Here is a 15,091-nt window from a genome sequence, read left to right as displayed (position 1 = left end):
CCAGGACCACCGGTGTCAGCAACGCGAAGGCCGAACCAACGAGCATGCTTCGGCGGGAAAAGTGGCGGGACTGAGAGGGATCGATCAAGCTACCCATCAGGGTTACTCCTTTGTAATTGCTTTCCGTGACGATCTATTTGTTGTATCGCACGAATAATCGTCCGAAACAACAATAGTCATCTGAAAAAGTTTCCGAGGGCGAAAAGATGTTCGTGTTGAGCTGGCAGCAGAAGCTAAATCAAGGGTGGCTGGTGAGCTGGCCTCCGCCTCCCTGTGCGCCCTGGTTCCCAATATCTCGTTCGCATTTTTCCAACAGCAAGAAAATTACCGAATAGGCGGAATCTCAGGGGAATCCGGGCATGACTGGCACTGCAAATGCGTCATCCAACCGGCATCGTTCCTTGCTGAAAGTTGAAGGGGTAATAAATTCTGATGCCTTTGAGCATCACGATGTACTGGCCGGCCTTGGTATTGGGAGCGGCCATGAACGCGTGATAGCTGATTCTCATGAGTTTCTCGGGTCTGGCCCAAGCACGAAAGCAGCCGCTGTCCTTTTAAGGCAGCAGCGGCGATGCGCCTTGGTTTGGGCGCAGCTAACGTTCGGCCGATAAGAGCATCCCCAACGTTCGCACCCCCAGATTTGCTTTGTCGAGGTCGAGGTCGTGCACCTCGTAGCCAGCTTCAGCGGACCGGTGCACATGGACCACCATATTGCCGTCCCCGCTGCATCTCATCGTTGCCATAGAGTTCAACTCCTTTAATGTCATCGCTTTTGGGGTTGATTTAGAGCCTAAGAGCCCACGAAGCACCAAGCTTTAGACGGGTGTCGCGACTACGTCGAGCCCGATTGAACAAATGATTAGATTCCGGTGAAGGAAGGCATAGTTTTGGTGACGGCGGCATGGAACGTCCTTAGGAGCGAAACAGGCAGCTTGGAACAGATTTAAGCGTCGATCCTGGCCGGCGACCGACGTCTGCCGGCAAAGGGGCCCTTCGCATTTAGGCATGGTTGGTTTATTTGATCCGGTAGGGCCGGTGTCCGCCGGCGGCGAGTAGGCATCTGAGTCGGTAGTTGGTGAAGTTGCGGAAGCCTCTGGTGATTCGGCGTGTGGTTTCGATGACGCCGTTGATTGCTTCTGTGGGTCCGTTGGAGGCGCCGTTGGTGTCGAAGTAGGCCAGGATCGCCGTCTTCCATTGTTTGAGGGTCCGGCCGAGGCGGGCGACTTCCGGGATCGGGCAGGTCGGGAATGACGCAATGACTTCGTTGACGAGTTCCCTGCCGCGCTCTGGCCGGGTGTGGTAGATGTTGCGGCGCTTCTGGTAGCACTGCCATGCGAGGGTGACTTCGTGGTCGGGGTCTCCGGCAGTGAGTTTCGCATCGAGCCGTGCGGATTGCTTGTCGGAGAGATGTTCGGCTCCGATCTGCAGGGTCCTGCGGATGCCGTAGAGCGGGTCTCCTTTGCGGCCGCGGTGCCCGAGAGTGTCCTGCTGGACCCGGCGGCGGACTTCGTCGACCATGGCTGAGCCGAGCTTCACGACGTGGAAGGCGTCCAGGACCGTGATGGCTTCGGGTAGTTCGTCGCGGATCGCGTTGGCGTAGCCGCGGAAGGGATCCAGCGCCGCTGTCTTGATGCCGGCGGTGAACCCGGTGCCGCGGTCTTTGAGCCAGTCGGCGTAGGCCTTCCCGGATCGGCCCGGGACGAGGTCCAGCAACCGTGCGTGGACCACGCCGTGGGCGTCGCGGGTGTGGTCCACGATCCCCGTGACCATGCCGGATCCGGGCGGGCCCGTGTGGGACCAGACGTGCTCATCGACGCCAAGCGCATTCACGCCGGCCAGCCGGCCGGTGGTTCCGATGCGCCGGGTGGCCTCTGCCTTGATGGCGTGCCAGGCCGTGTGCCAGGAGACGCCGAGCTGGTGAGCCAGCGCGGAGACCGAAGTGTCGAAACACTGCAACGCGTCGGTCGCCCACCCAACGGCCCGGGCGGTGAGTTTCGCCCGTGGCCCGGCCAGCGGGTGTTCCTCGGTAAACGTGGTCCTCGGGCAGTCCGCGTCAGGGCAGCGCCAGACGCGTTTGGCCCACAGCAGCCGCACCGGCCTGCCGAAACAAGGGATGTCATGAAGGCGCACCTGGCGGCGTCCGTGGCCAACCGCGACAACGCCGCACTCCGGACAACCTGCCACTTCCTCGCCGGTCTCGACGCCAAGAAGCAGGCCTGTCGTGGTGGCCGTGACGGAGCTGACGTGGATGCCCTCGACACCGAGCAGCGCATCAGCGCGCGTGCACCAGCGGCCATCGGGACAAGACATAGAGTTATTCATGTCAGGGTCTCTTTTGAGTATTGGTTTGCTTGGTCGCTACCAATTCAAAGAGGCCCTGACCTCTTTCTCTCCGCACCACGCCGCGCCGAAAGCGGACTCCGCTGCGGCGGAAGTTTCAGCTGCCCTAACCACGCTCATCTGCGAAGGGCCCGTCCACCAGGGGCAGTGCCGTACACTCCAGACCGGCGCAAATCAGCGGGACTTGCGCCTGTGTTCAAAGAATTATTAGAAAGTTGCTACACCCGTCTAAAGATTGGTTCAGGACGGAGACATATGGTCTTGATGACAGGACTTCCTTCCCCCAGCGAACCACTTCGCACGGGATGAACGCATACCATCATCCTAAGCAGCAATAAACAACGGAGTTTGACGAACCAAGTGGACTACTTCAAGGATCAGCGAAAGCGCGAATATGTCAACTACGCGAGTTCCAATGCAGAGCTTAAAAACCCGATTAACGAGCAGACAGTCAAAACTGCCAGAGCGTGGCGCAAGTCCAGATTAATACAGAGCCTAAAGCAGCACGACTGTGACGCTATCCTCCTATTCGATCCGGTCAATATTCGCTACGCACTCGACTCATCCAACATGAACGTGTGGGCGCTCCACAACCAGTTCCATTACGCACTGGTATTTGCGGACGGCTACGCCGTGGATTTTGCGTTTCCTAACTCGGAGCACCTTTCGAGCCGGCTTGAAACAGTTAATGAAGTCCGGCAGTCGATCAGTTGGTTCTTCTTCGCAGCAGGCGGCACCGGGCCCGAGCGGGCCTCTAAATGGGGCGATGAGATCGTCGACCTGTTGCGCGAGCACGGTGCCTCCCGCTCACGGGTCGCGGTGGACAAGATTGACCCGATGGGCCTGGATGCATTGAGGGCACGTGGCATCAATCCCATCGAGGGCCAACGGGTGGTTGAACTTGCCCGCTGCATCAAAAACGACGCTGAGCTGCAGATCATGGATTGGACGATCAAAGTCGCCGAGTCGGGCATGAGGCGGATGTACGAAGCGTCAGTCCCAGGAAAGACAGAACAGGAAATATGGGCAGAGCTGCACTTCGAAAACATCCGTTGGGGAGGAGAGTGGATAGAGACCCGCCTCTGCACTGCCGGCCCCCGAACAAATCCGTGGTGGAGCGAATGCTCAGATTACGTCTGCCAAGAAGGGGACATGCTGGCCTTCGACACCGACATGATCGGACCCTACGGTTATTGCGCCGATCTCTCCAGATCGTGGACCATTGGGCACGTACCAATGGACGGGCAGCAGCAGGAGCTCTATTCGGTAGCCCTGGAGCAGATAGAGCACAACGTCTCCATCCTGAAGCCGGGACTCAGTTTCAGTGAATTCAACGACCTCTCCTGGAAACTCCCGGATAAGTACGTCGCAAACCGGTATTCCGCGGCAATTCACGGCATAGGTCTGGCCGACGAATACCCAAACATCCCGCCGCACCCGGACTTTGACCCAGGCTATGACGGAATTTTCGAAGAAAACATGGTGGTGTGCGCCGAGGCGCTCATCGGGGAGGAGGGGGGTCGGGAATGCGTCAAGCTGGAGACACAGGTGGTAATCGGCCCCACAGGAGCCACCCGGCTCGATACGTTCCCGTTTGTTGAGGTGCGAGGTCCCTTGGTCCTGTGAGCGATGTTTCCTCCCCCAACGATAGGTGCCCAGGAGAGGTGCATCGTCAGGGTGGCCAAAGGCCTCCCTAGTCTGAGCGAAGCGTCGGCACTGCTCAAGGCCAGAGCAGAGCAGGACGGTCCAGGCAAAGACAGAATAAGCAAAATCGGCACAGAATGAACCGACGCCCTGGGATGCACGGTTGAAAGCCCGCGTATCCCCGGGCATCGCCCTGCTAAGCCCTTGCGTTGACAAGTTTCTTGCCCGTCCTGTTATGACCGGCCTTGCAAAGAATCCGTCTCGTACCAGTCACCAGACGGCGGAACTTGTTCAGTCTGGGCCCCCTTCTTTTCGAAGCGGATCGCGACAGCCTTGTACCCGGGAGTGTTGGACTCGCGGGCGACTAGATGTACTCAGCCGTAGGTTGGTTGCACCTGCTGATGGGTGTTTTGCCTCCGAAGCTGCCGCGTGGCCGGTGGTCGTTGCAGAAGTGTAGCCAAGGTTGCAGAGCATCGCTGCGCGTTCGGTTGGAGGTGAAGGTCGCCGATATACCCGCCTTCCTGCAGGCGAGGTTGAATCGTGTGGCTTCCCGTTCTGCCAGGGATGGCCGGCGTTTGATCTGGATGTGCTTGACGCCAATCCCAGCCGCGATATGCCGGCCCGGGCCGGAATCCGGGAGACAGCGGCCATGAGCTTCTTATCGACAAGCAGAACGACAGGCTGGAGTCCCTGTTCGTTGCGGACGACCACGCCGAAGTCGAAGCGACTGGGGCACCTCCCGGCGCGTCATCGCCGCCTACCGCGAGTCCTACGGCACCCAAGGGAAACAGCTCATGCAAGCACTGATCGGCGCGATCAGTGCCGGCGTCCCCGCTGCGCTGACGAGGGCATTACGCTCGGTCGGACGCTGAAATGCCGTGCAGGGGACGTGCTCGTATACTTCCACCGCCCCGGCACCAGCAACTGTCCCACGAAAGCACTCAGCGGCCGGCTCGAACACCTCCGCGGCTCCGCCCTCGGCGCCCGGACCCTTGCCAACTACATCGCCCGATCGCTGCTTCAGGCCGGCGGATTCAGGCCCCGATTACACCCTCAAATGCGATGAGCCTGTTTTGGTAACCGGACTGGATGTAACCGATCGGGTCAAGAAAGTACTTGGTTGCAGCCCCGGCATCAAACTCCGAGTAGCCGCCGGGGGTGTCATCGAACTAGATGTCCTTGGCGATGAAGGCTTTTTCATGCAGGATCGCCATCATGGGCTGGCGGTTGTCTTTCATGACCGGCACTGGCCGGTCATGAAAGACAGCGACTTGGCCCAGCCGATGCCCAGGGACAGCGAGAGGGAGCCATGCTTTGCGGCCTCGTCTACGGCCCCGGGCTCAGCCGACGCCGTCTATGCCGCAGTCCACTTCAGGCACGCCAAGGACTAGATCGATCTGGTCCTTGGGGTCGCCTTGGACACATGCACGGTTCCGCAGCCGAAGGAGCCGGCCTCTGCCAGTCGACTCGTTCATGTCTCCGACAACGCCGAACAGCTGTTCAACCATGGCTGCGGTCAGAACCACGGGCCGGGCGCCGGGCGATGTAAACAGTGGAACCAACATCGACACGTACTGTAACTGCACCGTGGAAGCCGGTGGGGAGATGTCGGGGAGCATAGTCAGGTCCAAGATCGGTTCCAGCGCATATCCCGGCGATGGAACCGAAGCAGGTTCCAGCCCGCGTAAGGCACCAGCACGTATTCGGCATAGCCTCCGACCCAGCCGCCCATACCCACGTATCCGTAGGCGCTGCCGGGAAGATCCGGGTTGACGGTGAGACAGATTCCAAAGTTGCGTTCCTGGCAGTTTGCGGCAGCGGCCGCACGAAATATTGAACGGTACGGAGACTATGTCGCTGACCCTGAGGAATTCAATGTCCGAGCGGACTTCCACGACTTCGACGGTGATCTCACGGCCTAGGACCAAGTCGCGGTAACGGGTGCCCTCTATGATTTTCGTCAAGCGGCTGAGGGTAGCCGGGGTTCGTAGAAGGTGCCGTCCCGAGCATGGCGTAGAGGGTGTCGCAGCGGCGGCGGGCGAGAACGATGAGAGCCTGATTGTGGCGTTTTCCTTCGGCTCGTTTCCGGTCGTCGTAGGCCCTCGACAGCGGATCCTTCAAAGCCGCGAAGGCGGAGATGAACAGGGCTCTTTTGAGGATCTTGTTTCCCTTCCGGGATGGGTGGTCACCGCGGATGGAAGACCCGGATCGCCAAGTCACCGGGGCCAGACCTGCGTAGGAAGCCAGGTGCCCTGCGGAGGCGAAGTCTTTCCCGACGATCTCGGTGAGGATCCGTGCACCCGGTCCTGACGCCGACCGCCGGGAGAGACGTCAGGACCGGGTGAAGAGGGTGGGCCTCCACGAGGGCTTCAACCTGGGCGAAAACGGTGTCCCGCGATTCGCGGATATCGGCGATCATCCGCGCCAGCTGGGGCAGCACGATGGTCGCAGCGTTCGTCCCGACCACTGTCACCGTTTGCTGGTCCAGGGCGCCGATGATCTCGCCGGCAAGGCGTTCACCCATCCTCGGCGCGAGCTTCTTGAGCCTGTTCCCGATCCTGCGCCCGCCGGCATGGCGGAGCGCTTCGGGGGTCGGCCAGGTCCGTAGCAGATCCAACACTGCCGGGTGGTACAGACGCGGGCCAAGGACACGCTCCAGTGCCGGATGGATCTGGGTCAGCAGGTCTCTGATCCGGTTCGATGTCGCGGTGGCCTGTTTGGTCAGGTCGTCGTCGAAGCCGCCGGGGCCGGCAGGCCAGCACACCCTCTTCCTGCACAGGAACGGGCTGCGAAAAAGGTAACGGGGGTGATGCGGCCGCGGACCATGTGCTGATCCGAACCACAGATGTTGGTTGTCACGGTCCGCAGTTGACGCCCGGGCCATCTTTGGGTTCCGACGTCGGGTACGCGGCGTTGATGACTTCGACTACGCGGGCTTACTTGTAGGCAACAGCCCCCTGTTTCCTGACAATGATTCGTCCTATCAGTAAGTGTTTTGAGTAGTCCTGCGGGCATTCGGCCGTGTCAGCGCCCGCACGCTTGAGGGATGGCTCTCCCACGGGCGTTCTACGCACACCCGAGCGGTCGATCATTTACCGGTTCCGGGGGAAGCAGGGGCAAACCAAAGAATGGGATCGTCGGGAGTGAAGGCGACCATGTACCCGTGCGTCATGGTTGTGTTTCCTTGCCGGATTTCGACGAACTGTCCCACAGTGGGTCTCCAGCAGTGATGAGCAGGCAGCGGCATAAGCCATTTCTTATATCCACGTCACAGGGTTGAGCTGCTGGATTGTTTAAGCGTCGATTATTAGGTCCGACTTGGGTGTCGAGCAGCAGAGCAGGATTTTGTTGTCTTCGATTTCCCGCGGACGGATGCCTCCGGTGTGCAGCATTTCCACCTCGCCCTCGATGACCTGGACTTTACAGGTGCCGCACATACCCTCCATGCAGGAGGAGGGCGGATTCAGGCCAGCCCTGAAGGCTGCCCGCAGTACCGGTTCGTCCGGTCGGCATTCGATGCACTTGCCGATTTTACGGAACTCGACTTTGAATCCGGCGGTTGCTGCTCGGCCCTTACTTGCTGGCGGAACCGGCGAAGTGGCTTCCGGCAAGGAGAAGCTTTCCTCAAAGTAGGCGTGTTCTGGGACGCCTAGAGCGATGGCCGCCTTCCGCATGGCCGTCATGTAGGGTTTGGGTCCACAGCAGTAGACGAGACGTTCGGCGATGTCAGGGACGTGGGCCTCCAAGCTTTGGGCGGTGAGGCGTCCGACCGCACCGTGCCATGGCCACCCGGGTGCCTCCTCATCGCACAGGTTGATCACCCGGACGTTGGGCAGGTCGCGCGCAATGGTGGTCAGCTCTTCGGTGAACAATAAATCCTTCGGGCTGCGGGCGTTCTGAACGAAAACAACGTCGTCGTCCGCGCCCAAGTCATGCATAGTGCGCAGCATCGACATAAACGGAGTGATGCCGCTGCCCCCTGCGAGGAAGAGCCGCTTGGCCAGCACCGACTCGAGGCAGAAGGATCCCCCAGGTCCCATGGCCAGGACGGTCATTCCCGGGGTCATGGTGTCGTGCAGCCAGTTGGAAACCACGCCGTTGGGTATGCGCTTTACCGTGATGCTCACGCGCGCTCCGCGGGTGGGCGGGGAGCTGATGCTATAGCAGCGGCTGACGATCTTTCCGTTGATGTCGAAGAACCAAGTGAGGAACTGTCCGGCCCCGAAGTCCGGGACGGTAGAGTCCTCGGCTTCGAAAACGAAGGTGCGCACGTCCTGGCTAACCCAGCGGACCTGCCGGCAAACCATGTTCACTTCATTGGAAGCGGAGTCGATTTCGGCTGTTCCACGCGTGAGAGTTGCAGTCATTTTTTATCAGCCCTGATTGGTTAAGTAAGGGAGTTGTTCGGAGAGGCGGGATACGTACCAGTTGCAGAATGCTTCGACCTGGTACTCCGGCGCCGAGTACGGGCCGGGCCGGTAGGCGGGGCTTTCAACACCGAGCTGGGTGCGTTCGACCAGTTCGCGGTCCTGGTTATTGGTCTGTTCCCAGACGAACTTCAGCTGCTCGACGTCGTAGTCTTCGCCTTCGACGGCGTCCTGGTCGACCAGCCATGTGGTGCGAACCAAGGTCTTGTTCGGGCCGAGCGGCAGCGCTGAGAAGGTTACGGCATGGTCGCTCATGAAGTGGAACCAGGCGTTCGGCTGCAGGTGGAGGCCGAGTCGTCCCAGGCGGGCCGTTTCAAAACCGCCCATCAGCCTCGCGGAGGCAGCGCGTCCGTCCATGGTCATGGACTCGCCCGCGTTGTCGATCGGCTCGCGCTCGATACGGAATCCCGTAATGCGGGTGTCGAGCTCCTCGACGGCCTCGTGAGGAATGTCTATGACCGAGCACTGCTGACGCATGGCCGACTGTGCATCAGTGTAACGCTCGAAGACGGGCTGCAGGCGCGGGCTGATGTAGCCCTCAACATAGCCATAGATCGGGAACAGCGAGTTCGCCAGTTCGTGATGGACGCCGCAGTGGTAACACTCGCGGTTGTTTTCCATGACGAGCTTCCAGTTGCCGTTCTCGATGATGTCAACTTGGGCAGCGACCTTGCTCCGCGGCAGGCAGTGGGGGGCGACGTAGGGCTCGATTACGGAGGCCACCTCGTCCATGTCGGCCGGTGGTTCCTGGGAGAGGCAGATGAACAGCAACCCGGCCACATTTTTCAGGTTTACCTTTTTCAGGCCGAAGTGGGACCGGTCAAAGTCGGCGTTTTGGGATTCGGCGTAGAGCAGGGAACCGGCGGTGTTGTAGGTCCAGCTGTGGTACGGGCAGACGAGGTTGCCGACTGATCCCCTAGTCTCGTCGAGGATTCTGGAGCCACGGTGGCGGCATACGTTGTGGAAAGCATTGATGGCGTCGTCGTCATCCCGAATGATCACGATCGAGTAGGGGCCGACGTTCACCGTTACGAAGTCACCAGCTTCGGGAATTTCGCCTTCTGTGGCGGCGAAAACCCAGTGCCGTCCGAAAATCAACTCGACATCCGCAGCAAATACGTCTTCACTCGCATAGAAGCCAGCCTCAAGGCTGAAACCCTGCTCACGGCGCTTTACCAAGTCGTTGACGGCATCCCAGCGGATGGACGAACTGTTAAGGCAAACGGACATTAGAGACTCCAATTCCTCTGGCCTGATAGCGCTGCTTTGCGCCACAAAATCCTTGTGATCAAGACAATACGGAGCGCGCAAGCCCATATCTCTAGACCGCCGTCGTGACTTTTCAAAGGTCTTCTGAACATTTGCCTAAAGGACCAGTAATATCCTTCGAACCCCTTGCAGCTAGAGCCAAGGGCCACCGTTCAGTGAGTGGAGCTTAGTGGTGAGCCTGCGACTAGGCGCTGAGCTTTCAGTCCCAGGTGCAGGATGAGACGGTCACCGCCGTTGCTCAGGTCGAGTCCAGTGACCTTCTCTATTCTTTCAAGTCGGTAGTAGAGCGTGGAACGGTGCACATGCAACATCTTGGCTGCCCGCCCGGTGTCGCCGGCGCAGTCGAGGAAGGTTTCGGCGGTGTGTGCCAAGTCGCCGGCATTTCCATGCTGAATGAGTCTGATCACAGCCGGTGGGCTGACCTGGTTGTTGAGTTCCTCCGCGGGAAGCCGCATGAGTACGGCATAGATTCCTAGATCGTCCCATCGGACCACATTGCCCATTGAGGGCAGAAATACGGCGGCACGGGCGGTTATCAATGCTTGGTCGAAGGCCGTGTGAGCTTGCGCCAGCCCGGCCATGACGCTGCTCACGCCAACGATGAATTGCCGGTGTGAAGGGAGTTCCTTGACGAGCGTGGCTGACAAACGTTCGAGAACGATCTCTGACGGAAGGGCGGTGGTGACCAGTAAAATCCCCTGGTGACCGGACGTCATGGTCAGCGTGGTGGACGGCCTTTCGGTCCGGACGGTTCTGTCCAAAGCCGAAGCGATGGCGTTACCTGCCGACAGGACCTCCCCAGTGGTGTCTTTGGGCCGTATTGCCAGGACAATCACATGCTGGGCAGCGGCCAGAAGGCCGCTTTCGTTGATTTCCCGGATTGCACGCTGCCGTGCCAAGACGTCCGCAGCGAATAGGTCGCGCAGGACGCCTTCATCCCGCTTTCGTTTCCACTCATGCAGGACCAATCGCCGGTACAGGACCAGCCCGGCCTCGTCGGCGGCCTGCTTGGCCAATGCGATGGTTTCCCTATCCAGTGAGCGTTCCGGGTCAATCAGACACAGCTGTCCCAGGGTGACGCCATTACAGCGGATGGGGACGAATAGGCGCGTTTTCAACCCTAATTCGGGCACCCCAGTAACCCAGCCCGGTTCCTCACAGAATCGAAGCCCGCTGGCCGCCAGGTAATCCGCGGTTTCGTTGTCCAGCCCGCGACCAAGCACGGCGCGGATCCTTGCCGGGTCTTCGTCGCCATAGTGGCGGCTTGCCGCAAGAAGGCGCAGATCCATGTCATCGATGGCGATGGACCGCCAGAGGCGGGCAGCCCATGCATCAACCAATTGCTGCAGCTCACCGCCCAACACCGGTCGACCACCAGCCCGTCGCGGCTCCGAGTTTTGAAGGCCCATCGCTCACCTCCACTAACTTGATCGGACGATTTACACGACTTGCTGACAGTAGGTCCTATTGGAACATTTTCCAAAGAATACCGGGGAATTTCCGACGACGTTCTGATGCAGGTGGGGCGCTCAACGGGCATCCTCGTCATGGCAACAAAATTCAATGAAGGAGGCCACAATGAAAATCACTGAAATCAAGGCAACCCCGGTCAACATCCCACTCGAACCCGGATACCTATGGTCGGTAGGCATTAACCGGGGATTCGCAAAGACGATCATTGAAGTTTTCACGGACGAAGGTATCGTCGGGCTCGGTGAGGCCCCGTCCCACGAGCACGCACGGCTAATCGACGACGTCATTGCCCCGCGTCTGCTCGGCGCCGACCCGTACGACCTCGCCGCATGCGAGCGGATGTGTCTGCCGGAATGGCAGTCGGCGCGCAATCTGAATGATGACAGTCTCACCCGCGCCTTCGGCGGCCTCGAAATCGCCCTCTGGGATATAAAGGCCAAGGCACTCGGCGTGCCCTTGGTCCAGCTACTGGGCGGAGCCGTGCATGATTCTGTCGAGTTTTCCGAGTACTTTACCTACTTGGAGCCGTCCTCTGGCGGCCGAGGCGTAGGCAGTGTCGAAGATGTCGTCGAGTACTGCCTTCGTCAGCGCGAGGAGAACGGCTCCACGATCTTCGAGGGCAAGGTGGGTTTCCTCGACACCGCAACAGACATCCGGATGATCACCGCCCTGCGCGAAGCCCTGGGCGACGAGGCCACCATCCGTCTCGATGCGAACTATGGATGGTCCCTCTCGACCGCGCGGCAGGTGCTGCGTGAGCTCGAGCCGCTCAACATCGCCAACATCGAAGACCCGGTCATCGGCTTCGACAGCATGGCGCGGCTGCGCAAGCACACGTCGATCCCGTTCTCCACCCACGAACTGGACCTATCTCACGCCGTAGCGTTCGGTGCGCCGGACGCGTTCGTCGCCAACATTGCGGTACTCGGTGGCATCGGCGGCACCCTCCGATTTGCGCATGCCTGCGACATAATGGGCCGAGATTTCTGGTTCTACAGCGGTGATTCCGGCATCATGACCACCGCCTACATCCACATGACGGCTGCCCTCCCCTCGGTGCGGCTTCCGCACCAGTCACTCATGCGCTGGCAGACGATGGACGTCATCGAAGGCGGACCCCTGCGGCCCAAGAACAATGTGCTCCCCGTTCCCGAGGGACCGGGCCTCGGAATTAACATCGATCCTGACAGGCTCGCCGAATGCCACCAGCACTACCTCACGAACGGCCCACTGGCATCCATGTCCAGGCAAGCCGACGGCAAGTACCACCGGCTCCCCCGCTACTAGGTCATGGTTGGAGTAATCTTGTGAGGCTGGGACGACCGGCCAGAACGGCAGCTTCACAATCGAGGTTCCACAAATGCAAGACGAACTACAGGCCGCGGCCGAGGCTCTGGCCGCAGAGCTGGGTCGGTCAGCCTACATTGAAGCACCAGCCGGCTTCGTCCCCCTAGCGGTCAGCACCCATTACGGGGCTGTCGATAAGGCGCGAATTGATGCACTGCTGGCGCGCGCTATTGCCCCGGAGTTACTGGCCTACTACAAGCAATGGCACCTTGACGCTGCCGACAAACCTGTGCGCATCCGGGGCAATGAGTCCCTTGGCCTTTTGCCCCGAGTGGTCTATCCGGTTCGACATAATGGCCAGCTCCTGGCCCATGTGTGGCTGGTCGATGCCGACCCGCCGATCACCGAAACCGATGACGCGGCGGTCGCAAGAGCATCAAGGGCAATCGGCCGTATCCTGTTCCGGCGCGATGAGAAGACCCAGCAACGGGCCGAAGCAGACGAGTCCACTCTCAGGACACTTCTGCGGGAAGACCTCGCGGGCCGCCAGGAAGCCCTCGAGGAGGCGCTTCGCCGACGCGATATCGCTGCCGGAGGCGCCATCGCAATCCTCGTGGCAAAGGGGATAACTGTCGCCTCAACGGGGTGTCCGGTGACATCGGACGCACTCAAATCCTTTGCGTCAGACCTGGGCGCGACCTCTGGCGGCACATCCCTGATTCCGGCCGCGTGGACCCCTGAGCTGGTGGCACTGGCTCCGGTCAGGGGCGATACGAAGCGCACGGCGCCGGGCCTTGCCCGGGTGGTCCGATCCGTTGGGGCGCGTCACAACCTAAGATTTGGCGGCATCGGGCTTGGCTCTGCGGTGCCCGGAGTAGCAGGATTGGCCGCCTCATACCGGCACGGCCAGTACTGTGCACGGGTTAACCAAAGCCTCGATCCCCACGAGGGCTGCAAAGACTGGGACGACCTCGGCAAGATCCGGATGTTTGCCGAGATCCCCTGGACCCTGCAGGGGATCGATATGGTGCACCCCGGGCTGAGCCGTCTTTTCGATGACGAACGCAGTCCGTTACCCATGACGTTGTGGACCTATCTCCAGTGCGGTGGTGACGTTCAAGAAACCAGCGGGCAACTGAATATGCACCGAGGGACCATGTATTACCGGCTGGGTCGGACCGAGGAAATCCTTGGCCTTCGGCTCGGCGACGGGGAAACCCGACTCAGCCTCCATGCCGGCCTTTTGCTCGCCAAACTGGCCGGCCTGCTCGATCCGGGCAACGCCCCGTAGCCGTTATTGATGCCGGGGAAGGGACTGCCCCAACCGCGGCCCTGATGTGAACAACGCCGGTCTTTACGACCAATTAAAGGGATAGAACCATGCCAACCATCATCGCTGATCTACTAGTCCAGCACCCTGCCGACAAGGAAACCCAGCTGAAGCTAGCGCTGGGAACCGCTATTCAGGCGGCAAAGGTCGAAAAAACCTGTGGTGTGCTCGTCACCCGACATCATTACGGCAAATTCACCGTCGCCCTTTCTCCGACGGTACCTTACGGGCAAACGTATGAACTAGACCTGGTCACCACGGCAACGGCCTGACCGACATCCCAGCGCAGTTGCTGGACGTCTTCTGCGGCTATGTTGCCAACATGGAGCTCTCCGGCTCTTGTCCTCCCCGACCAGGACGACGGCGTGGACCATGTACAGGGCGACGGTTCGCCGCTGAACCTAAAGCCCGCTTGGTACGGTGCCATGCCACTGAACGGTCTCCATCACGGGCGCTGACTTCATCCAGTTAGGGCACACCCCAACCTGACGAACAGGACGCGTATGTCTTGACGTTCTTCTGGGGCGGGCCTAGAACTCAACCTGACAGAACAGACTGGGGAGGTCTTGACTTTCAGCTGGAGCGGGCCTAGAAGTCATCCTGACAGAACGAAGGTTGGAGGAAATCGTGGCTGGCCAGCGGATCGGATACGTGCGAGTGAGCACTCTGGATCAGAACGAGAAGCGCCAGCTCGAAGGCCAGGTTCTGGACCGGGTCTTCATGGACAAGGCCTCCGGCAGGGACACCGCCAGACCACAGCTCACAGAGCTGCTGCGGTTCGCCCGTGACGGGGACACCCTGGTTGTGCACAGCATGGACCGGCTCGCACGCAACCTCGATGACCTTCGCGCCCTGGTTCACGTCCTAACCCGCATGGGCGTGCGGGTGGAGTTCGCCAAAGAAGGCCTCGTCTTCACCGGCGAGGACTCGCCCATGGCCAACCTCATGCTCTCCGTCATGGGCGCCTTCGCCGAATTCGAACGCTCCCTCATCAGGGAACGCCAAAGGGAAGGCATCGCTCTGGCCAAGCAGCGCGGCGCCTATAAAGGACGAAAAAAGACACTCACACCGGAACGGGCCGCCGAACTGGTCCAGCGCGCCAGCAGCGGTGTACCTAAAGCCCTCCTTGCCCGTGACTACGGGATCAGCCGGGAGACCGTCTACCAGTACCTGCGCCACGCCAAGCTGGACTGAATCTCTTGCCGCCGGCGCGGCTGTTACTGCTAGGTGCGTGGGTCAGAAATGACAGGCCCTAATTCTTAAAACGCCGACAGAATAACCATGTCCTGGTAGGGGCGGCTGGGAGAATCGTGGGCATGGT

The 15,091-nt window shown here is 60.3% G+C and carries 10 protein-coding genes and 4 pseudogenes; 6 read left to right on the top strand and 8 right to left on the bottom strand.

The genetic code is table 11. The features are described 5' to 3' along the window. Nucleotides 1–593: 593 nt before the first annotated feature. Together NG696_RS00435 and NG696_RS00430 are read right to left on the bottom strand one after the other, a co-directional pair. On the bottom strand, nt 594–743 hold the full coding sequence (locus tag NG696_RS00435) for a hypothetical protein (protein ID WP_252573518.1): 150 nt from the start codon (nt 741–743) through the stop codon (nt 594–596). A gap of 271 nt (nt 744–1,014) precedes the next feature. Beyond that, nucleotides 1,015–2,322 carry an ISL3 family transposase gene (locus NG696_RS00430; protein WP_252573517.1) on the bottom strand — a complete coding sequence of 436 codons (1,308 nt, stop codon included), beginning with the start codon at nt 2,320–2,322 and terminating at the stop codon, nt 1,015–1,017. A gap of 366 nt (nt 2,323–2,688) precedes the next feature. Between NG696_RS00430 and NG696_RS00425 the strand changes: the two genes are divergently transcribed. Both NG696_RS00425 and NG696_RS00420 read left to right on the top strand, forming a co-directional pair. Beyond that, entirely contained in the window at nt 2,689–3,966 is a 1,278-nt protein-coding gene (locus NG696_RS00425; RefSeq protein ID WP_252573516.1) for a M24 family metallopeptidase, read from the top strand. 660 nt (nt 3,967–4,626) lie between these two features. Then, nucleotides 4,627–5,050, top strand: a pseudogene (locus NG696_RS00420) (transposase); the annotation flags it as partial. Here the strand turns inward: NG696_RS00420 and NG696_RS00415 are convergent. From NG696_RS00415 to NG696_RS00395, 6 genes and pseudogenes are all read right to left on the bottom strand, one after another. After that, nucleotides 5,019–5,915 (bottom strand): annotated as a pseudogene (locus NG696_RS00415) (alcohol dehydrogenase catalytic domain-containing protein); the annotation flags it as partial. The pseudogenes NG696_RS00420 and NG696_RS00415 overlap by 32 nt on opposite strands. A 29-nt stretch (nt 5,916–5,944) precedes the next feature. Continuing rightward, nucleotides 5,945–6,724: pseudogene (locus NG696_RS00410) on the bottom strand (transposase); the annotation flags it as partial. Between the two features lie 65 nt (nt 6,725–6,789). Then, nucleotides 6,790–6,955: pseudogene (locus NG696_RS21040) on the bottom strand (formaldehyde dehydrogenase, glutathione-independent); the annotation flags it as partial. 322 nt (nt 6,956–7,277) lie between these two features. Then, the gene (locus NG696_RS00405) at nt 7,278–8,351 is read right to left on the bottom strand and encodes an FAD-binding oxidoreductase (protein ID WP_252573515.1); all 1,074 of its coding nucleotides are present in this window, start codon (nt 8,349–8,351) and stop codon (nt 7,278–7,280) included. 6 nt (nt 8,352–8,357) lie between these two features. Beyond that, nucleotides 8,358–9,686 (bottom strand): aromatic ring-hydroxylating oxygenase subunit alpha, encoded by a 1,329-nt coding sequence (locus NG696_RS00400; protein WP_252573514.1) that lies wholly within the window; start codon nt 9,684–9,686, stop codon nt 8,358–8,360. A gap of 146 nt (nt 9,687–9,832) precedes the next feature. Further along, on the bottom strand, nt 9,833–11,089 hold the full coding sequence (locus NG696_RS00395) for a PucR family transcriptional regulator (protein WP_252573513.1): 1,257 nt from the start codon (nt 11,087–11,089) through the stop codon (nt 9,833–9,835). 169 nt (nt 11,090–11,258) lie between these two features. Here NG696_RS00395 and NG696_RS00390 point away from each other — a divergent pair, with 169 nt between their 5' ends. From NG696_RS00390 to NG696_RS00375, 4 genes are all read left to right on the top strand, one after another. Further along, a complete protein-coding gene (locus NG696_RS00390; protein ID WP_252573512.1) occupies nt 11,259–12,440 on the top strand; it encodes a mandelate racemase/muconate lactonizing enzyme family protein in 1,182 nt (393 codons plus the stop codon). A gap of 73 nt (nt 12,441–12,513) precedes the next feature. Continuing rightward, nucleotides 12,514–13,731 carry a PucR family transcriptional regulator gene (locus tag NG696_RS00385; RefSeq protein WP_252573511.1) on the top strand — a complete coding sequence of 406 codons (1,218 nt, stop codon included), beginning with the start codon at nt 12,514–12,516 and terminating at the stop codon, nt 13,729–13,731. Nucleotides 13,732–13,820: 89 nt separating this feature from the next. Next, complete coding sequence (locus NG696_RS00380; RefSeq protein ID WP_252573510.1) at nt 13,821–14,042, top strand: hypothetical protein; 222 nt, start codon at nt 13,821–13,823, stop codon at nt 14,040–14,042. 355 nt (nt 14,043–14,397) lie between these two features. Further along, the gene (locus NG696_RS00375; RefSeq protein WP_252564120.1) at nt 14,398–14,964 is read left to right on the top strand and encodes a recombinase family protein; all 567 of its coding nucleotides are present in this window, start codon (nt 14,398–14,400) and stop codon (nt 14,962–14,964) included. Nucleotides 14,965–15,091: the final 127 nt, after the last annotated feature.

Origin of the sequence: Pseudarthrobacter cellobiosi (assembly GCF_023913755.1) — a bacterium.
Classification (GTDB): domain Bacteria; phylum Actinomycetota; class Actinomycetes; order Actinomycetales; family Micrococcaceae; genus Arthrobacter; species Arthrobacter cellobiosi.
The sequence above is the reverse complement of the archived record's forward strand: the minus strand, read 5'-3'. Positions and strand labels throughout refer to the sequence as shown.